The sequence below is a fragment of the Methanoregula sp. genome, from assembly GCF_049690535.1.
Lineage (GTDB): Archaea > Halobacteriota > Methanomicrobia > Methanomicrobiales > Methanospirillaceae > Methanoregula.
Genome location: NZ_JBAVMX010000125.1, coordinates 25,448 through 42,227 on the forward strand (window position 1 = coordinate 25,448; position 16,780 = coordinate 42,227).

Sequence of the window (16,780 nt, forward strand, 5' to 3'; positions counted from 1 at the left end):
CAATAATATTACTGGTGTTTGCCCAGATGCCGGGCGAGTGCCGTGTCTTTATGGTATTTCTCCGCGATGGCAAGCGCGGTTGCCCTGAGCGCCTGGTGATCCTTCAGGCAGGTCTCCGGGGGCGGGGACTTGCGCAGTATGGCAGAGGTGTTCTCGGTTACCTGGATAAGCTCGGTTGCGATCAGCGCGTCAAGCCAGATCATGTCGGCGAGCATGCTTTTGAGTTCCGGATCTTCCATACTCTCTACTTCAGACGTGCCGGTATTTAAGGAAGGCGTGCCCCTAAACGGGGGTCACGAAGAAAAAAAAGCGGAGGATCGGCTGCCTTATCCCTGCCACCGGAAGTACGGGACACCGTCGATCACCCGGTGCCCGATCTTCTTTTCCGTAAAGAGGAGCGGGGCAAGCAGCGCCAGGTCGGCGATGAACACATCGAGGTGCTTTGTGCGGTTCATCCCGGGCCCGATGAGTGCCTCCTCGATCTCGTGGAGGGAGTACGCGGTGTTGGGATGCGCCCTGAGCAGGGCCTCGATTTCATTTATCCCTTCGGTGCCTTTATTGTATTCAGCTGTGGTAAGGGGCATTCTGCTATCACCGGTCCACCGTTTACGGTTTTGGATCTCATATAGGTTCGGGAGGATCCCATTCCACTCTCTCACGACAACTTTAATCCCCTTGCATTCCAGACATCTCCCCTGAGTACCATGACCTATCTGGAGAATATAAAAAAAGATGGGAAATATGCAAATCCCTTCTTCTGCCTGACAGGGATCGAGGTCGTCTGTGCTGAGGAAGGCAGGGCTACGCTGAAAATGGCAGTCCGGCCCGATATGCACAACGGTGTCGGCTGGCTGCAGGGAGGGATGCTCGTGGCGCTTGCCGATGAGGCGATGGCTCTTGCACTCTACCCTATGCTGGAAACAACCGAAGGGATAGCGACCATCTCCGAGTCCACGAGTTTTATCAAGGGTGTGCGGGAGGGCGTGATCCTTGCTGAGGGCCGGGTGATCCGGAAAGGGCGGCGTGTCGCGTTCTGCGAGGGAGAGGTCAGGATGGATGACACCGATAAGACGATGCTCTCCCGGACCACCGCCTCATTTGCCGTGACGGTATGCAAATAATATAAAAAGAAAAAAGTTTTTCTCTCATTTTTTATTTTTCTTGGTGCCTGCTTTTTTATCCGGTTCTTCCGCGGCGGCTGCCTTTCTCGTGGCATAATATGCGACACCTGCTGCGACAATAACCACCACGAGAGCGAGAACGATCAGGGCAACCGGCGGTATAGAAGGAGCGGCGTTCTGTGCAGCAGCAAGCTTCGTTGTCGCCTCGCTGTTGCCGGGATCGGTTGCAAGTGCTGCTTTGTACGAGGTTATGGCGTCCTGGTAGTTCCCGAGTTTTACCAGTGCGTCTCCCTTGTTGATCATGGCGCCGGTGTAGTTTGCATTATTGGCAAGCGCCTGGTTATACGAGGTCACCGCGTCCGTGTATTTCCCGAGGTTGTACTGGGCATACCCCTTGTTGTTCCAGAGCATGTCGTCATTGGGATACTCCGCGAGCCCGGCATCACTGGTCGTTATCGCATCAGAATAATTGCCCAGCTGGATTTGTGCATAGGACTTGCCCTGGTACGTGTAGAGGAGTGCATCTGTGGTCTGGATCATGGTCGTATTCGATGCGAGTGCCTTATCGAAGAGTACAATCGCGCCTGAATAGTCCTTGCCTCCCAGTAACTGCACTGCCGCGTTGTAGTAACCCGTGGCAGCATCCGTGGGGGTGGTCTCGTTCGCGGCCATGGCGGGAATGATCATTATGGCACACACCAGAAGAAGTGCCAGAATACCGAGAATCTGCCCTCGTTTCATACCCGGTATATGGGTGCTGTCCTGACATCAATCTTGCTTTGGCAAGCCGGGATCTTTGCCCGGGTTGCCCGCCGTGCTATTCACCGGAGGAACCAGAGGTAGAGCATGATCGATCCGCAGAATGCCCCGATGGCGAGCCAGGCGATCGAGAAAAGTGATGAATTAAGTATATTCTGCCGGACCAGCGCATCTACATACCCGGCCGGGAGCGTGGCCGCGAATCCCGCTGCTGCAAGAATAATAAGACCTGCAATCCCGGCAACGATGGCACACCTCTCCAGAAACGGTACCAGGTACCTGGCGTGCATGCCGGTGAATAGTTCTCCTGATATTATAAAGTCGGTCGTTTTCACGCGTGGTACAGGAAATCCGGTAAAACCCCTCACTAGGATCCGGCCTCGCCGTTCTATCCCGTCGATAAGATAATAATAATAGGGAATGCGGCTCAAATGGTATGCATTCGGGGAGATCACGTGAAGTACATTTTTGTCACCGGTGGTGTTATGAGCGGCCTGGGGAAAGGGATCACAGCCGCCTCAGTCGGACGTATCCTGAAAAACCGGGGGTACCGGGTGACGGCCGTAAAAATCGACCCGTACCTGAATATCGATGCCGGGACAATGAACCCTGCCCAGCATGGCGAGGTCTTTGTCCTCAAGGACGGGAGCGAAGTCGATCTCGATCTTGGTAACTACGAGCGTTTCCTCGATATCGAGCTTACGGCCTCGCATAACATCACGACCGGCAAAGTGTACCGCACGGTCATCGACAAGGAACGCCGGGGCGATTTCCTGGGAGAGACCGTCCAGATCATCCCCCACATCACCGACCAGATCAAGACCTGCATCCAGCAGGCGGCCGAAGAGGAGTTCCCTGACGGCACGAAGGCAGAGGTGTGCCTTGTCGAGGTAGGTGGGACGGTCGGCGATATCGAGAGCATGCCGTTTCTGGAAGCCGTCCGGCAGATGCGGGGCGAGCTTCCCGCGCACGACTACGTCCTGATCCATGTCACGCTCGTTCCTGAGGACGCGATGGGAGACTTAAAGACAAAACCCACCCAGCACTCGGTAAAAGCCCTCCGGGAACTCGGGCTCCATGCAGATATCATCGTTTGCAGGAGTGAACGGGTGGTCGGTGCCAACACCAAGCGCAAGATCTCGGCGTTCTGCGATCTCCCCATCAGTGCGGTCATCTCGGCTGCCACCGCAGCTGATACCTACGAGGTTCCCATGGAGATGGAAAAGGAGGGGATCGCGGATGTCCTCTCATCCATCCTCTCCCTTGAGAAGAAAGAAACCGACCCTTCATGGTACCGTCTGGTTACCAAGGAATACACAAACCGGGTGACGGTTGCGATCGTGAGCAAGTACGGCATAGAGGACGTCTATATCAGCATCAAGGAAGCGCTCAAGCATGCGGGCCGGTCGCTCTCGACCGAGGTGAAGATTGCATGGCTGGATGCGGAGCGGTACGAGCGCAACCAGCTCAAGGACTACGATGGCATTCTCATCCCGGGAGGGTTCGGAAAGCGGGGCATCGAGGGCAAGATCGAGGCGATACAGTTTGCCCGGGAGAACAACATCCCGTTCCTGGGTCTCTGCCTCGGGTTCCAGCTTGCGACCATCGAATTTGCCCGGCACAAGTGCGGGATAGAAGATGCCACCAGCGAGGAGTTCGGGGAGGGCTCGCACGTGATCGCGCTCCTCCCCGAGCAGGAGAGCGTGACCGAACTGGGCGGCACGATGCGCCTTGGGGACTACACCTCAGATATCCGGGACGGCACCCTTGCGATGAAACTCTACGGACAGAAGCAGATCGTCGAACGCCACCGGCACCGGTACGAAGTAAACCCCCGGTATATCGAGACGCTGGAAAAAGAGGGGCTGGTCTTTTCGGCGACGAACAGGAACCGGATGGAGTGTCTCGAACTCCCCGGCCACCCGTTCTTCTTTGCAACGCAGTTCCACCCCGAATTCAGGTCACGGCCGACGCGCCCCTCGCCCTCCTATCTCGGGTTTGTCGAGGCATGCCGGGCAAACAAGCGGACAAAATAGGCAGGCGACAGTCATGGTCAAACCAGAGAAGTTCATCCCACAGGCAATTGAGGAGATCAAAAAGGCTGCCGGCACCGATAAAGTCGTGATGGCACTCTCGGGCGGTGTCGACAGCTCGGTCTGCGCCGCGCTTGCCGCCCGGGCGATCGGCGACCGGTTGATCCCGATCTATATCGATACCGGCCTGATGCGCAAGGGTGAGACCGAACGGATAAAGATGGTCTTTTCGGACATACGTCTCGAGGTGATCGACGCCAGCGATGAATTCTTCGCGGCGCTTGCCGGGATCACCGACCCCGAGGAGAAGCGCAAGGCAATTGGCGAGCGCTTCATCCGCGTCTTCGAACGGGAGGCAAAAAAATCGGGTGCCACGTGCCTGCTCCAGGGCACGATCTACCCGGACCGGATCGAGAGCGAGGGGGGCATAAAAAGCCATCATAACGTCGGCGGGATGCCCCTTGAGACAGCATTTACCAAAGTGATCGAACCGATCCGCGACCTCTACAAGGACGAAGTCCGGGAGGTTGCGGGAGCACTCGGCCTGCCCAAGGAGATTCAGCACCGGATGCCATTTCCCGGGCCGGGCCTTGCCGTCCGCATCCTTGGGGAGGTCACCCGGGAAAAGGCTGCAGTGATCCGGGAGGCGAACTGGATCACCGAGTCCGAGATCGTCGAGCAGTACCACCCGTGGCAGTGCTTTGCTGCTCTCATCGGTCTCGGGACCGGGGTGAAAGGAGACAACCGGATCCACGGGTGGATCGTTGCAATCCGGGCCGTGAACTCCCGTGACGGCATGACCGCCGATCCCCTCGACATCCCGTTTGCCGATCTTGTGAGAATCGGTGCGAGAATTACTGCCGAGATCCCGAGTGTTGCCCGGGTGGTCTACGACATTACCCCAAAACCGCCGGCGACGATCGAGTACGAGTAACCCCGTTGTCCCTATAAAAATCCAGGATGTCGGGGCAGTCTGGAATACCTGCCAGTATTCCCCGGAAAACAAACAGGAAACCTCCGAAATTATAAGAACTCATGTGATACCCATGAAAAATACCGATATTACAAGCCAGTACAAAGCGCTTGACGACCAGTATTATATGCCCGCTTTCTCGCGGAACATGGCAATTGTCCGCGGAAAAGGTGCAAACGTCTGGGATGGCACCGGAAAGGAATACATCGACTGCGTGGCCGGCATTGCCGTCTGCAGCACCGGGCACTGCCACCCGGCAGTGGTAAAAGCGATCTGCGACCAGGTGCACGAGCTCATCCATTGCTCCAACCTCTACTATACTCCCCACCAGGGCGAGCTCGCAAAAAAGATCGTAGAGATCACCGGCCTCAAAAAGGCCTTCTTCTCAAACTCGGGAGCCGAGGCGAGCGATGGTGCCCTCAAACTCGCCCGGGTCAGGACAAAAAAGCGGAAGTTTGTGGCGTTCACCCACGGGTTCCACGGCCGGACGATCGGGTCGCTTGCCGTGACCCACAAGCCTGCGGCCCGGGAGCCCTTCGAGCCTCTTGGCCTCCCGACCACCTTCGTGGAGTACGGGAACCTTGATGCCCTCAAAAAGGCTGTTGACGGCGACACCGCAGCGGTCATTGTCGAACCGATCCAGGGTGAAGCCGGCGTCATCATCCCCAAAGACAGTTTCCTTGAAGGGATACGAGAGGTCTGCGATAAGACCGGGACGTTCATGATTGTCGATGAAGTCCAGACCGGTATGGGCCGGACCGGAAAATGGCTGGCGATCCAGCATACGAAGGTGGAGCCTGATATCGTGACGCTTGCAAAAGGAATTGCAAGCGGTTTTCCGATGGGGGCACTCGTTGCCCGCGATGGGCTGGAGTTTACCAAAGGCGAGCATGGCAGTACCTTTGCTGGCGGGCCGGTTGCCTGTGCGGCGGGGCTTGCCACGATCGGGGTGCTGGAGCAGATCCTGCCGGACATCGCCCGCAAGGGGGAGCGGTTCCGTACGGGTCTCGCCCGTTACCACCCCCGGGTCCGGGGACTGATGATCGGGATCTCGGTCGGGGATAAATGTGCAATGGTGCAACAGGAGTGCGCTGAGGAAGGCGTACTCGTGAACTGTGCGGCTGACGGGAACCTGCGGCTCGTCCCGCCGCTTGTGATCTCGGACGCCGAGATCGACCGTGCGGTGAAGGTGATCGATGGAGCGCTTGGTAAGGTCATGCTATAGGCAGGGCGGATATGTTTTCGCAAAAAAGGCGGGAAGCAATGCACACGGTGCGGGCGACGTGCATATCGCCCGGCTTGCCAGTAACGAGAACCCTGAAGCCCCGTCACCGGCAGCGGTAGCGGCAGCGCAGGCAGCGGTCCTTTCCGCGAACCGGTACCCCGACGAGCGGGTGGACGTGCTCGTTACGGCCCTCCGGGCATATTACGGCGATTATACCTTTGTGACCGGTGTCGGGATGGACGGGGTGATTGAGACCCTGATCCGGACATTTGTCGATCCCGGGGAGACGGTGGCGATATCGGCACCCACTTTCTCGTTCTACGGGCTTGCTGCACAGGCGCAGGGTGCGCGGGTTGTAACGGTGCCGCGCCGGCCGGATTTTTCGGTCGATACCGATGCCCTCATACGGGCAGGAAAGGAAGCGAAGATTATCGTTCTCTGTACCCCAAACAACCCGACCGGCAACGCGACATCTGTCGATGATGTGCAGCGGGTGCTCGATGAGATCAAGGGGATCCTCTTCCTCGACAACGCGTACGTCGAGTTCTCGGGCATCGATTACCTGCCCCTGATGAAGAAGTATGACAACCTTGTGATCGGCCGGACGTTCTCGAAGGTACACTCGCTTGCCGGCCTTCGGATCGGGTACGCGTTTGTCCCGGCCTGGCTCCATCCGTTCTACCTGCGGGCAGGTACGCCGTTTACGGTGAACTCGGTCTCGGCAGCAGCGGCATCGGCGGCGCTTTCCGATAAAGATCATGCCGCCCGGTATATCGCACAGGTGCAGGTGTGGCGGAAGCGCTTCGCCGCTGAACTGAAATTCCCGGTGCTCCTCTCTGATGCAAACTTCGTGATGGTGGATGTGGCGCCGCATACCGGCGATGAAATCGTGGAGAAACTTGCCGCACGCCATGTGCTCGTGCGCTCGTGCAGAAGTTTTACGGGGCTCGCGGATCATTATATCCGTGTGAGTGTCGGAGAAGACTGGGAGAATGAGTTGTTTATCCGGGAGTTAAACGCCTTATGATGTGCGGCATCACCGGGACGCCGGGGACCGGGAAGTCGACCGTGGCCGATGAACTGGCCCGCCGGGGGTACCGGGTGGTTCACATCACGGATATCGTGCAGCCCTACGTTCAGGGAAAAGATCATGAGCGGGACACGCAGCTCATCGATACCGACCGGATGGCAGACGAGTTCGTGCCCTTCGACGGTTTTGTCGAGGGACACTTTGCCCACCTGCTGCCCTGTGACCGGATCGTGGTGATGCGCCTGCGGCCCGACACGCTTGCCGCCCGGCTTGCAGCCCGCGGGTATTCAAAGGAAAAAATTGGTGAGAACCGGGATGCCGAGGCGCTCGATGTCTGCCTGATCGAGACGGTGGAACAGTATGAGCCTGACGAGATTTTTGAACTGGACACGACCGACAAAAACCCTGCTGCCTGCGCAGATACGATTGAACAGTTTTACCGGGGCGAGCTCCCTGCCTCGTTCGGGACGCTTGACTGGTCGGCATTTGCAGGGGTATCATCATGACGCTTGACCAGTACCGCCCGCACGTGAAGGTCTACTTCGACCCGCTCGTGCGGTTTGCCATCCGGTGCAGGATCACGCCGAACATCCTGACGATCGCCGCCCTTGCGGCATCAGCGGTAGCCGGCATTCTCTTCTTTTTCCGGCTGGAGATCTGGGCCGTCCTTGCAGTTGCAGTGAATGCCTTCTGCGATGCGATGGACGGTGCCGTTGCCCGGGAGATGAAGAACCAGAGCCTGCGGGGCGACTTCCTCGACCATGCAGTCGACCGGTACGCTGATATCTTCATCATCACCGGTATCTTTGCGAGCGGCCTCGTGCCCTGGCCGGTGGGGGTGCTCGCGCTCACCGGTGTCCTCATGTCCTCGTACCTGGGCACGCAAGCGCAGGCCGTCGGCGTTGGCCGGGTCTATGCCGGGGTGCTCGGCCGGGCTGACCGGCTCGTGCTGATCATGGTGGTGGGGATTGTCTTCATTTTCTTCCCGATGACGATCTACTGTCTGAACCTGCTTGGCTGGCTCCTCCTCCTCTTCGGGGTCTTCGGCCATGTCACCGCGTTCCAGCGGTTCGGGTATGTGTGGCTTAAACTGGAATAATCACCTTTTTTTATTCTGTTGTAACCTTCCCCGTTTACGTCGACGCTCTCTGGGGCTACGGCATGAGTGCCTCCGCCCCCGCACGCTTGAGGCATCCCCCATGTAGCGATAGTCTCTCAGAAAGTTAGCGGGAGATTTCTTATAACGGGACAATCCATGGGGGTCAAAGGGTCTTACCCCTTGGGCAACCTCCCTCTCTGGGGGTGTGAGGGGGTCACCCTCATAACGTATCTGAAAGATTCGGAAAAAGTGGTGCGTTATTTTTACGTGCCTTTTGCCGCCAGATCCCGGATATACTCCAGCGCCGCTACTGCATCCTCTCGTTTCTGGTCGGCCGGGGAGGTGGCGGCAAAGGCAAGGAACCGCTCTTTTGTCGCCGGGGAAATGGTGTTGCCTGCGACGGCAACAATCTTCGCGTAGGTTCGCTGCGGGTAGAAGACGGCATGGGCGGCGGCAAGAAGTGCTCTGTGCGCCGCCGGGGTAATAACTTCGGCAGCCTCGGCTTTTTTGAGCGTGCAGCGGATGTTGATGAGCGGTTCTGAAAGTGAATAGCCCGAGACCGGGTCAAAGACGAGCGCCACCTCATCATCGGAGACGAGCGTACCGTCTTTGTACATCCGGTAGATCTTCCCGACGCCGGTCATCCCGAGAGTGTCCATCTCGGCGGCCCGGAGCGCTCCCATGCTGGACGCGCCGACCACTTTTATGCCTTTTTTTACCGCAGCAAGGATCTCTCGGTGGGCAACGGCACAGTCCTGGTGGAAGACACCGTCGATGAGGCCGATGATATCCGCGCCGTCCGCGACCGCGGCAAGGATGTCGCCTCGTTTTGCGGGCGGCCGGTATTCTGCGGCGAGTATCCTCTCCGCTGCAGGGAGATCAAGGCTTGGCCCGAGAAAGACGATGATTTTTGGCATGTTTAACCCTGTCTCCCCTCCGCTCCGGGTCCATCGCGTAGGCTTCGAGTCCCGGGACGATCACCCTGACGACCGGCACCCCGATCTCCTCCCGGGTCAGGTCGACGACAATCACCCGTTCGAGTCCCTGTTTTTTCAGGGCCTCAATGGCAAACCGGATGTCCGTTGCGAAGTCGTCGCTGTCAAACGACCGGAGGGTGCCGTAGTCCACCGTCCCGTTGTCCTTGAACCAGTACCCGTTGATCCGTTTTGCCCGGTCGTAGCCCATCTTTTTCCTGAGATCAGCGGTCGTCGTGTCCTCGCGTGCGCCGTGGATCTGGGTGAGCCGGCTCTGTGCCACCTCGGTGAGCGCCCGCATCGCAGCGATCCGTGCGCTCGTGTGGGTGCCGATCCCGATGGTAAGGAGCGTGGGGTCTTTAAGGAGCACATCGTCTGCCACCGCTGCCATGGTGGGGATACCGATGTCACTGGTGATGTCCCGCAGGGTGACCTCGACCTGCGCATCACGAAACTTCTTCTGCATGTCTGCGAGCACCGGGTCGGTGACCCCGGTCACCGCCGGGCCGGTGTCACGGCAGGCCTCGACAAGCGACCATGCGTCCCGTTCGATCACTTCCGAGAGTGCGTGGAAGATTGCCTCCTCCCGGGTGTTTCCCGAGGCAAGGCCATTTGTGGAGGTGCGGAAGATCTGCCGGAAGTTCCTCGGGAGCGGGTGGAAGACCGCCTGCGCCGGCACGAGCACCCGTTCGTCGTTTGCGATATCCCAGCCCTCGACCCAGGGGAGCACGTGGCCGGGTTCGGTGTCGGTGGGGAGGATGAGATCCTTGGGGTTGACGACCGGTTCGCGCCCGTCGAGCATCTCAAAGGTGTCCAGCTGGACCTTACGGTCGTGGATCTCCGAGGAGTACCGCTCGATGCCTTCCATGATCGCCGAGATCCGCGATTCCTCGACGGTTGCACCCTTGCCGTTGTAGACCGTGATCGCCCCGTCGTCCGCGGTCGGCCGGATGCAGGAGAAGACCGGGATGCCGATCCGGTCGAGGTCGGTGATGTCGGCGACCCGGGTGATGCCTGCGGCCGGCACCTTTGGTTCGATGCGTGCGAGGGTTGCTGCGAGCGGTACTGCCCGCTGGGTCTCGTGGTTGTAGGTCTTCTTGCAGGAGGAAATGAGCATGGAAGTCACCGGGAGTTCTCGTGCGGACGGGATTGTCCTTTCAATGAGGTTTCACGTTATTGTGGTTTATACATGTTCATTTTTCGGCTATTGAGAAATTCCCCGGCGCTCCCCTGCCCAAACAATTATCTCCACCAAAGGACGTTTACGGATATGATGCACGGGAAACATTTCCTGCCTGGTATGCTCGTCGTCCTGGTCCTCCTTTCGGCCGGTTGTACCGTGAGCCGGCCTGACGGGAATACGACCGTTGTCCCGACAGAAATTATCCCTGTCATTACCCTACTTCCTGCCCCTGCTCCTGTCGGGGGCACGATAGTTGCCGTTCCGGTGCAGCTGCCGGTGACAATCTCACCTCCCACACCAACGCCCAGCCCTGTCGCCACGCAGACTGTCGATAAGCACCCCCTGCCGACGATCTCGTCAATACATATCTACAGTAACAATTTTCATATTGAGCCGCTCTCCTATGACCAGACCGGTACCGTCACCACCGGCAATGTCGATATATACGGGACGCTTGAATCGACCACCAGCTATCCTGTATGGGTTGATATGAGGGTGGACATGTACGGTGCCTACTCCCCGGATAAACCCAAGGCGACGGCCTACGACACCGTGAGGATGTTTCCGTACGGTACGTCGTCATTTGATTTTCGGATTAACAACTATGTGTTTAACGACCGGCTCGATTATACGACGACGTTTGACACCTATAACCTTACTATCCTGAAGGTGACGGTTATCCCTACCTGACCCTGAGCGAACAATAACAACTCTTCCGGTGCGGCTGGCAGAACCCCTGATATTATCCTCAGAATGGGACGACCCCCGGCTATATTATCTCCCCGCGGCAACGGTGGTATGAGTTATGGATTATACCTATCTTCTCCTGAAATTTTTCATCGGCGGCGGTGTCATTGTCGGGGTGACGCTCCTTGCCGATCAGGTCAGCCCGAAGTACGGGGGTATCCTTGTGGCGGCCCCGATCATCACCTCGCTTGCGATCGTCTTTACGTATTCCGAGGCAGGGCAGGCGACGAGTCGGCAGCTGGTCCTGGGAGCGTTCTGGTTTGCCATCCCTTCCCTGCTCTTCCTCATCACCCTCTATCTTCTCATGGCACGCTACCCGCTCATTCCCAGTTTTGGCGGGGCTCTTGGGGTCTGGCTTACGGCCGTCGTCGTGATAAACCAGATCCTTGCCGTGATCTGAATGGATGATCCGTGCCCCCGGCATGAGTTTCATGGAAGGCTCCGGGTATGGGAGTAAAAAGAGGGAATCGGTCTCCTGGTCCAGTCCCGCTTATGCTGTTCCCTGCAGGAACCGCAGGATCTCCTGAATATCCGGCACCGAGTGCACCGGGTAGACTTTGACGAAGATGACTTTCTGCTGTTCGTCCACGATCACGTTCGCCCGCTCCGAGAACCCGTTCTCTTCCCGGAAGAGCCCGTACCTCTCTGCCACGGCCCCGTGCGGCCAGAAGTCGCACAGGAGCGGTGTCCGCGTGATGCCGAGGCTCTTTGCCCACGCCTGCTTGCAGGGCCGGGAATCCACGCTGATCCCGACCGGGATGCAGTTTAGCCGGGTAAATTCGTCCAGATTGTCCTCCAGCGACTTCATCTGGGCAGCGCAGAACTCTGTCCACGCGAGGGGGTGGAACGAGAGGAGGGAGCGTTTTTTGGCCTGCTCGTAGAGATCGAAGGTTTTGTCGTTCTGGTCTTTTAACGAGAAGTTCCGTGCCGGGTCGCCCGGCTGTACTATGACCGATTGCATGGCTGGTATCTCCTGTTAAAGGGAGCATCTTGTGCCATAAGGCTATCAGGGTTTGGGTGGGGGCAGGAATGCCGTAGCACTCGGGTGCCGGCTAACGGGCCCGCAACCGGATATTGACCGAGTAACTAGCGCATCAGCCGCTGGCAGATCCGGCAGCAGAACCCGGCGTTGTTCTGGAAGTATGACTGAAGAGTGGTAACGACCCTTTTTTGGGAACCACTGGTCATTTTCCGGAATCCTCAGCTCATGACCCGAACTTTTTTAAAAATATCCGGACCTATGGGGGGAGGGGTAGGGGGTACCCCCCCACCATGTTTGACCTGAGAGGGGGGATCACCCCCCTCCCCTGTTGCCGGTCCGGGTGGGGGTACCCTCCCCCCAGCTCATCCGGACGTGGACACCGTTTTTAAAACCAGCTTTCGAGCGTCTTCTGCCCGGCTTTGACCGTGTACCGTTCGAGCGCCGCATCGACCCGTTCCTCGGCAAAATCGTATCCATCACAGAGCAGGCGTTTGATCCCCTCCGCGTCCGGGTGGCCCCATGTTAAGGAATACTCGTTTGTCACTGGTGGGCGGAGGAAAAAGTCCATCACCGGCGCCGGGTCAAAACCCGGGCATTTCTCGGCAAGTTTTGTAGTAAACTCACCCTTCTGCACGATCTTTAACGCAGTCTTTGCCCCCACGCCATCGGCGCCCGGGTTAAAGTCGGTCCCGACAAGGATTCCGACCTCGATGAGCTGCTCCCGGGTCAGTTTCAGGCCGGCAAGCACGTCCGCGAGCACCACCCGCTCCGGGTTCACGGTCACGACCCGGCCCCGGATCTTCCGCTTCCCGCTCACCGTGAGGTTGCGCACAAGAAGGGGGGTGCCAAAGAGGAGCGTATCGTAGTCCTGCGAGACCGCGTACCGGGCGTCGCCTCTCTGCACCATGAAGGCCGCTTGTGCCTCCCCCTCGGTCGGGGCCTGCACATACGGGATGCCCATGAGACCGAGCAGCTCCTTTGATGTCGCAAGGATCGTTTCGTCCACCCGGGTCGACGACCGGGCCTGCTTGTACGCCTCCTCGTCATCGCCCCGCTCCACGGCCTCCTTCCACTTTATCCCGGCCTCGTCCCGGTTTTTGCGGCGCTCCGCGTTTGTGGCCTCCTTGAGTTCGGGTGGCTTCCCGTCAAAGACAAAGACCGGTTTTACCCCTTTTTCGAGGAAGTTAACCATCCTGAAAAGGATCCCCGAGAGGTGGGAGGTCACCCGTCCGTGATGGTCCATCAGCGGCGTCCCGTCCGGCTGCCGGATGATCGTCAAAAACTGGTAGAGCGCGTTGTTCGCATCGACCGCCGCCACCCCGGAAAGCCCCTCCCAGGTGACCGGCACCTTGTAGTCAGCGATAATATCCCGGAGTGCGACACCCATGACTCTTCTCTCCTGCCGTACCGTTAGGCCGGCCCGGCTCTTATTTGTACACCCGCTTCGAGAGCTCGGTTACTAGGTCCTCAAGGTGGGCGGTGGTCTTGTCATACTCCGCAGTCATATGGGTGGAGATCTCCTCAAGGTTTGAGCGCAGCATTCGCTCCCGGGTGATCACGTTTGTTTCGAGGTTCCGCACCTTGATCTGGAGGGACAAAAACAGCCCTCCAAGCGAGAGCATCATAAGGGCGGCCGCAATCGCAATTATCAGGTCCTGCCAGAACCGCAGGATGAGAACAAGGGTGGAGATCACCATGACTGCCGTGAGCAGGATGTCGGGGAAGTACTCGGGAATGTCCATGCTTTTAGATGATAGAGCGCACAACATTAAGCTAACTATCGCTCCGGAGACACCTTCATGGACACCCTGACTGACAAGCTCAAGAACCTCATGCCCCTCCTTGCAATGCCGGCCCTCCTCATTGCCGTGGAACTAGGGGCACTGCTCCTCACGCTTCCCGTGCAGGTCTCGGGGATCGTCGCCTTCCAGGACCCGACTTCGATGGAAAACCCGTTTATCTTCATCGCGATCCTCCTTGTCTTCACCGCGTTTTTACTCGTCCTGATCAAGTACAATCTTAAAAAAGTGATCGGGGCCGTCATCACTATCGCGCTCTTCCTGACGTTTGTATACATTTTCGCGGCACTGGTCTTTGCAGCGATGGGCGAGACCTCGGTGGCAACGACGGAATGGTGGGAAGCGGTGCTGCCTGCGGTTGTGGTCTATTCAACAACCGCCCAGACCCTTCTCGCGACGGGCATCGTGCTTATCCTTTCCGTGCTCGCGACGGTCCTCTTGTACAAATACCCGGAATGGTACGTGATCGACGGCCTCGGGATCCTGCTCGGCGCCGGGGTGGCCGCGATCTTCGGCGCCTCGCTTGACATCCTGCCGGTCTGCCTGCTTCTCGTGCTCCTCGCGGTCTACGATGCGATCTCCGTGTACAAGACAAAACACATGCTCACGCTCGCGGAAGGCGTGATCGACCAGAAGACCCCGATCCTCTTTGTGATCCCGAAAAGGAAGGACTACTCGTTTATCAAAGAGGGGATCGGAAAACTGACTGACGGGGGCGAGCGCTCCGCCTTTATCATCGGTATGGGCGATATGATCATGCCCGCGATCCTCGTCGTCTCCGCAAACGTCTTTGTCCACGGGACAAAATACTTCGGGCTCGTCAACCTGCCGGCGCTCGGGGCGATTATCGGCTCTATTGCCGGCCTTATCGTCCTGCTCCATTTTGTCATGTCAGGACGCCCGCAGGCCGGCCTTCCCCCCTTAAACGGCGGGACTATCATCGGGTTTCTGGTCGGCCTGGCTCTCCTCAGCTTTCTTTAATTCTTCCCAAGCCTTGCGGTGGCTGAGGAGCTCTTTGAGTACCTCATCCACACCGTCTTTTGTTTCGGTGGACATGGAGAGATATCCCTCCTCCACCTTGAGATCGGACTTGTTTGCGACGATGATGAGCGGCACGCTGACCATACCTTTTACCTCGTCGAGGAGCCGCAGCTGCATCTCCATCGGGTACCCGCAGTGCTCGGACGGGTCGAGGACAAAGAGGATCACGCTTGCCACGTTCATTATCGCGGAGAGCGCCTGCCGTTCGATGGGATTGCGCTCCTCTGCGGGCCGGTCGAGAATCCCCGGGGTGTCCACGAACTGGATGCGGATCCTGCCTTCTTCGCGGAGTCCGACGATCACGCCTTTTGTCGTGAACGGGTAGGACGCGATCTCAGGGGTTGCGGACGAGACGAGCCGGATAAACGAGGATTTGCCCACGTTCGGGTACCCGGCGATGACGACCGTAAATGCGTCCTCGATATGGGGCAGTTTCCTCAGGGTGTTTCGTACCTTGTTTAAGAACAGCAGGTCCTTATCGATCTGGTGGACCATCGAGGCAAGGCGTGCGACTGCCCGTTTCCGGAGCACGAGGGTCTCGGTTGACCTACGGGTCTGCACGGCGATATCGTTCCCCACCATCTTGGTGTGCTTTGCCGCCCAGCCTACCGCCCCGAGGGACTGCTTGATATTGTCGATCCCGTAGAGGATATCCGCCATCTCCCGGTAAAAGGGAGGTATCTCTTCAAACTCAGGGAATCCCCGGATGATGTAGACCAACCGGTCGTGGATCGCCGCGCCGACGGCCCTTACAAATTCCTCGTTTGCCCGATCCTTGTTAGTCTTCTCTTTACGCTTCTTTGCTGCACGGCGGAAACTCCGATCAAGGATCTCATCTGCAGTGGGCACTGTTGGCATCCGTTCGAATTCCACAAAACTCCAACCTATATATCCATAGACAGTGATACGTCTTATCGTTATGGAGCTGTCCCTTATCCAGAAGGATATCCTGATCACGCTCATTACCCTCTACCACCAGCAGTCTCACTCTATCAAAGGCGAAGAGATCGCCGATATGATCCTGCGGAACCCGGGTACGGTGCGTAACCAGATGCAGTCCTTAAAAGCGGTCGGCCTTGTGGACGGGGTCCCCGGGCCAAAGGGCGGCTATATCCCCACCGAACTGGCATACAAGGAACTCAACCTGAACGCCGCAGGCAGCGACTACGATGTGCCGATCAGCCGTGACGGCAAAGAGGTGAAGGGGGCACATGTGCAGGAGATCGATTTTACCACGCTCTGCCACCCTGACATCTGCCATGCGGTCATCAAACTCGTCGGCAGTGCGAAGATCTTCGAGATCGGCGACAAGATTACCATCGGCCCGACCCCGGTGAACAAGCTCTTAATACGGGGGGAGGTCTTCGGGAAAGACGAATCAAAACAGTCGCTTTTGATTGCCACCTCCGAGATGATCTCTCTCCCGAAGCAGCCGATAAAAGCCTACATGAGCACCCCGCTCAAGTCGCTCACCAGTATCCAGTCCATCAAGGATGCGATCGCCCTCTTTACCCGGCACCACATCCACGGCGCGCCGGTGATTGACGGGGAACACCTTGCGGGCATCGTCACCATGAGCGATATCACAAAAGCCCTAGACCGTGGCCTGACCATGGATGCCCTCCTCCCTTCGGTGATGACCCATGATGTGGTCGAGGCGCCATCCGATATCAAACTCTTTGAAGTGATAACTCGGTTCAAGGAACGCGAGATCGGGCGGCTCATCGTGACTGAGAACGGCAAAGCCGTCGGCATCCTCACCCAGTCGGATATTATCCGGGTCTTTCCCTCCCTCTGATGCGGTCCCGCTAACC

The 16,780-nt window shown here is 58.1% G+C and carries 21 protein-coding genes; 11 read left to right on the plus strand and 10 right to left on the minus strand.

Annotated elements, in window-relative coordinates:
* Positions 1-8 precede the first annotated feature (8 nt).
* Entirely contained in the window at positions 9-239 is a 231-nt protein-coding gene (locus tag WCE46_RS09960) for a hypothetical protein (RefSeq protein ID WP_424733559.1), read from the minus strand.
* A gap of 87 nt (positions 240-326) precedes the next feature.
* Positions 327-584 (minus strand): hypothetical protein, encoded by a 258-nt coding sequence (locus WCE46_RS09965; RefSeq protein ID WP_424733560.1) that lies wholly within the window; start codon positions 582-584, stop codon positions 327-329.
* Between the two features lie 120 nt (positions 585-704).
* On the opposite strand from WCE46_RS09965, the gene WCE46_RS09970 reads away from it, so the two are divergent.
* Complete coding sequence (locus WCE46_RS09970; protein WP_424733561.1) at positions 705-1,121, plus strand: PaaI family thioesterase; 417 nt, start codon at positions 705-707, stop codon at positions 1,119-1,121.
* 24 nt (positions 1,122-1,145) lie between these two features.
* On the opposite strand, the gene WCE46_RS09975 is transcribed toward WCE46_RS09970, so the two are convergent.
* Both WCE46_RS09975 and WCE46_RS09980 read right to left on the minus strand, forming a co-directional pair.
* Positions 1,146-1,862, minus strand: coding sequence for a tetratricopeptide repeat protein (locus WCE46_RS09975; protein WP_424733562.1), 717 nt, complete (start codon positions 1,860-1,862; stop codon positions 1,146-1,148).
* 80 nt (positions 1,863-1,942) lie between these two features.
* Positions 1,943-2,170, minus strand: a complete 228-nt coding sequence (locus tag WCE46_RS09980) for a hypothetical protein (RefSeq protein WP_424733563.1) — start codon at positions 2,168-2,170, stop codon at positions 1,943-1,945.
* Positions 2,171-2,335: 165 nt separating this feature from the next.
* Between WCE46_RS09980 and WCE46_RS09985 the strand changes: the two genes are divergently transcribed.
* The 6 genes from WCE46_RS09985 (at position 2,336) to WCE46_RS10010 (ending at position 8,240) form a co-directional block, all read left to right on the plus strand.
* Positions 2,336-3,916 (plus strand): CTP synthase, encoded by a 1,581-nt coding sequence (locus WCE46_RS09985; RefSeq protein ID WP_424733564.1) that lies wholly within the window; start codon positions 2,336-2,338, stop codon positions 3,914-3,916.
* Between the two features lie 13 nt (positions 3,917-3,929).
* Entirely contained in the window at positions 3,930-4,847 is a 918-nt protein-coding gene (gene guaA / locus WCE46_RS09990) for a glutamine-hydrolyzing GMP synthase (protein WP_424733565.1), read from the plus strand.
* A 112-nt stretch (positions 4,848-4,959) separates the two neighbouring features.
* On the plus strand, positions 4,960-6,111 hold the full coding sequence (locus tag WCE46_RS09995) for an aspartate aminotransferase family protein (RefSeq protein WP_424733566.1): 1,152 nt from the start codon (positions 4,960-4,962) through the stop codon (positions 6,109-6,111).
* A complete protein-coding gene (gene hisC, locus WCE46_RS10000; protein WP_424733567.1) occupies positions 6,083-7,138 on the plus strand; it encodes a histidinol-phosphate transaminase in 1,056 nt (351 codons plus the stop codon). Before WCE46_RS09995 ends, hisC begins: the two co-directional genes overlap by 29 nt.
* The gene (locus WCE46_RS10005; protein ID WP_424733568.1) at positions 7,135-7,647 is read left to right on the plus strand and encodes an adenylate kinase family protein; all 513 of its coding nucleotides are present in this window, start codon (positions 7,135-7,137) and stop codon (positions 7,645-7,647) included. The genes hisC and WCE46_RS10005 overlap by 4 nt, the downstream gene beginning before the upstream one ends.
* Positions 7,644-8,240, plus strand: coding sequence for a CDP-alcohol phosphatidyltransferase family protein (locus WCE46_RS10010; RefSeq protein ID WP_424733569.1), 597 nt, complete (start codon positions 7,644-7,646; stop codon positions 8,238-8,240). Before WCE46_RS10005 ends, WCE46_RS10010 begins: the two co-directional genes overlap by 4 nt.
* A gap of 263 nt (positions 8,241-8,503) precedes the next feature.
* Here the strand turns inward: WCE46_RS10010 and WCE46_RS10015 are convergent, their stop codons facing one another.
* Complete coding sequence (locus WCE46_RS10015; RefSeq protein ID WP_424733570.1) at positions 8,504-9,157, minus strand: TfuA-related McrA-glycine thioamidation protein; 654 nt, start codon at positions 9,155-9,157, stop codon at positions 8,504-8,506.
* Positions 9,120-10,331, minus strand: a complete 1,212-nt coding sequence (locus WCE46_RS10020) for a YcaO-related McrA-glycine thioamidation protein (protein WP_424733571.1) — start codon at positions 10,329-10,331, stop codon at positions 9,120-9,122. Before WCE46_RS10020 ends, WCE46_RS10015 begins: the two co-directional genes overlap by 38 nt.
* Positions 10,332-10,484: 153 nt before the next feature.
* Between WCE46_RS10020 and WCE46_RS10025 the strand changes: the two genes are divergently transcribed.
* Positions 10,485-11,087, plus strand: a complete 603-nt coding sequence (locus tag WCE46_RS10025; protein WP_424733572.1) for a hypothetical protein — start codon at positions 10,485-10,487, stop codon at positions 11,085-11,087.
* Between the two features lie 115 nt (positions 11,088-11,202).
* Positions 11,203-11,544, plus strand: a complete 342-nt coding sequence (locus tag WCE46_RS10030) for a DUF3147 family protein (protein ID WP_424733573.1) — start codon at positions 11,203-11,205, stop codon at positions 11,542-11,544.
* Between the two features lie 90 nt (positions 11,545-11,634).
* Here the strand turns inward: WCE46_RS10030 and WCE46_RS10035 are convergent, their stop codons facing one another.
* From WCE46_RS10035 to WCE46_RS10045, 3 genes are all read right to left on the minus strand, one after another.
* On the minus strand, positions 11,635-12,105 hold the full coding sequence (locus tag WCE46_RS10035) for a redoxin domain-containing protein (protein ID WP_424733574.1): 471 nt from the start codon (positions 12,103-12,105) through the stop codon (positions 11,635-11,637).
* A 406-nt stretch (positions 12,106-12,511) separates the two neighbouring features.
* Positions 12,512-13,513: a flap endonuclease-1 gene (gene fen / locus WCE46_RS10040; RefSeq protein ID WP_424733575.1), complete on the minus strand. Its 1,002-nt coding sequence runs from the start codon at positions 13,511-13,513 to the stop codon at positions 12,512-12,514.
* A 40-nt stretch (positions 13,514-13,553) separates the two neighbouring features.
* Positions 13,554-13,868, minus strand: coding sequence for a hypothetical protein (locus tag WCE46_RS10045; RefSeq protein ID WP_424733576.1), 315 nt, complete (start codon positions 13,866-13,868; stop codon positions 13,554-13,556).
* Between the two features lie 57 nt (positions 13,869-13,925).
* On the opposite strand from WCE46_RS10045, the gene WCE46_RS10050 reads away from it, so the two are divergent.
* Positions 13,926-14,906, plus strand: coding sequence for a presenilin family intramembrane aspartyl protease PSH (locus WCE46_RS10050; RefSeq protein WP_424733577.1), 981 nt, complete (start codon positions 13,926-13,928; stop codon positions 14,904-14,906).
* Here the strand turns inward: WCE46_RS10050 and WCE46_RS10055 are convergent.
* Positions 14,847-15,824, minus strand: a complete 978-nt coding sequence (locus WCE46_RS10055; RefSeq protein WP_424733578.1) for an NOG1 family protein — start codon at positions 15,822-15,824, stop codon at positions 14,847-14,849. The two genes, WCE46_RS10050 and WCE46_RS10055, sit on opposite strands and share 60 nt — an antisense overlap.
* 61 nt (positions 15,825-15,885) lie before the next feature.
* Between WCE46_RS10055 and WCE46_RS10060 the strand changes: the two genes are divergently transcribed.
* Positions 15,886-16,764, plus strand: a complete 879-nt coding sequence (locus tag WCE46_RS10060; RefSeq protein ID WP_424733579.1) for a CBS domain-containing protein — start codon at positions 15,886-15,888, stop codon at positions 16,762-16,764.
* Positions 16,765-16,780 lie beyond the last annotated feature (16 nt).

What these genes read in the sequence shown, in the direction of transcription:
- fen (WP_424733575.1), bottom strand. Translation starts at nt 13,513, where the DNA reads ATGGGTGTCGCACTCCGGGATATTATCGCTGACTACAAGGTGCCGGTC.
- WCE46_RS10050 (WP_424733577.1), top strand. Translation starts at nt 13,926, where the DNA reads ATGGACACCCTGACTGACAAGCTCAAGAACCTCATGCCCCTCCTTGCA.
- WCE46_RS10055 (WP_424733578.1), bottom strand. Translation starts at nt 15,824, where the DNA reads ATGCCAACAGTGCCCACTGCAGATGAGATCCTTGATCGGAGTTTCCGC.
- WCE46_RS09995 (WP_424733566.1), top strand. Translation starts at nt 4,960, where the DNA reads ATGAAAAATACCGATATTACAAGCCAGTACAAAGCGCTTGACGACCAG.
- WCE46_RS10020 (WP_424733571.1), bottom strand. Translation starts at nt 10,331, where the DNA reads ATGCTCATTTCCTCCTGCAAGAAGACCTACAACCACGAGACCCAGCGG.
- WCE46_RS10015 (WP_424733570.1), bottom strand. Translation starts at nt 9,157, where the DNA reads ATGCCAAAAATCATCGTCTTTCTCGGGCCAAGCCTTGATCTCCCTGCA.
- WCE46_RS10030 (WP_424733573.1), top strand. Translation starts at nt 11,203, where the DNA reads ATGGATTATACCTATCTTCTCCTGAAATTTTTCATCGGCGGCGGTGTC.
- WCE46_RS09965 (WP_424733560.1), bottom strand. Translation starts at nt 584, where the DNA reads ATGCCCCTTACCACAGCTGAATACAATAAAGGCACCGAAGGGATAAAT.
- WCE46_RS10025 (WP_424733572.1), top strand. Translation starts at nt 10,485, where the DNA reads ATGATGCACGGGAAACATTTCCTGCCTGGTATGCTCGTCGTCCTGGTC.
- hisC (WP_424733567.1), top strand. Translation starts at nt 6,083, where the DNA reads ATGGAGCGCTTGGTAAGGTCATGCTATAGGCAGGGCGGATATGTTTTC.
- WCE46_RS10005 (WP_424733568.1), top strand. Translation starts at nt 7,135, where the DNA reads ATGATGTGCGGCATCACCGGGACGCCGGGGACCGGGAAGTCGACCGTG.
- WCE46_RS09970 (WP_424733561.1), top strand. Translation starts at nt 705, where the DNA reads ATGACCTATCTGGAGAATATAAAAAAAGATGGGAAATATGCAAATCCC.
- WCE46_RS09975 (WP_424733562.1), bottom strand. Translation starts at nt 1,862, where the DNA reads ATGAAACGAGGGCAGATTCTCGGTATTCTGGCACTTCTTCTGGTGTGT.
- guaA (WP_424733565.1), top strand. Translation starts at nt 3,930, where the DNA reads ATGGTCAAACCAGAGAAGTTCATCCCACAGGCAATTGAGGAGATCAAA.
- WCE46_RS09960 (WP_424733559.1), bottom strand. Translation starts at nt 239, where the DNA reads ATGGAAGATCCGGAACTCAAAAGCATGCTCGCCGACATGATCTGGCTT.
- WCE46_RS10060 (WP_424733579.1), top strand. Translation starts at nt 15,886, where the DNA reads ATGGAGCTGTCCCTTATCCAGAAGGATATCCTGATCACGCTCATTACC.
- WCE46_RS10010 (WP_424733569.1), top strand. Translation starts at nt 7,644, where the DNA reads ATGACGCTTGACCAGTACCGCCCGCACGTGAAGGTCTACTTCGACCCG.
- WCE46_RS10045 (WP_424733576.1), bottom strand. Translation starts at nt 13,868, where the DNA reads ATGGACATTCCCGAGTACTTCCCCGACATCCTGCTCACGGCAGTCATG.
- WCE46_RS09980 (WP_424733563.1), bottom strand. Translation starts at nt 2,170, where the DNA reads ATGCACGCCAGGTACCTGGTACCGTTTCTGGAGAGGTGTGCCATCGTT.
- WCE46_RS10035 (WP_424733574.1), bottom strand. Translation starts at nt 12,105, where the DNA reads ATGCAATCGGTCATAGTACAGCCGGGCGACCCGGCACGGAACTTCTCG.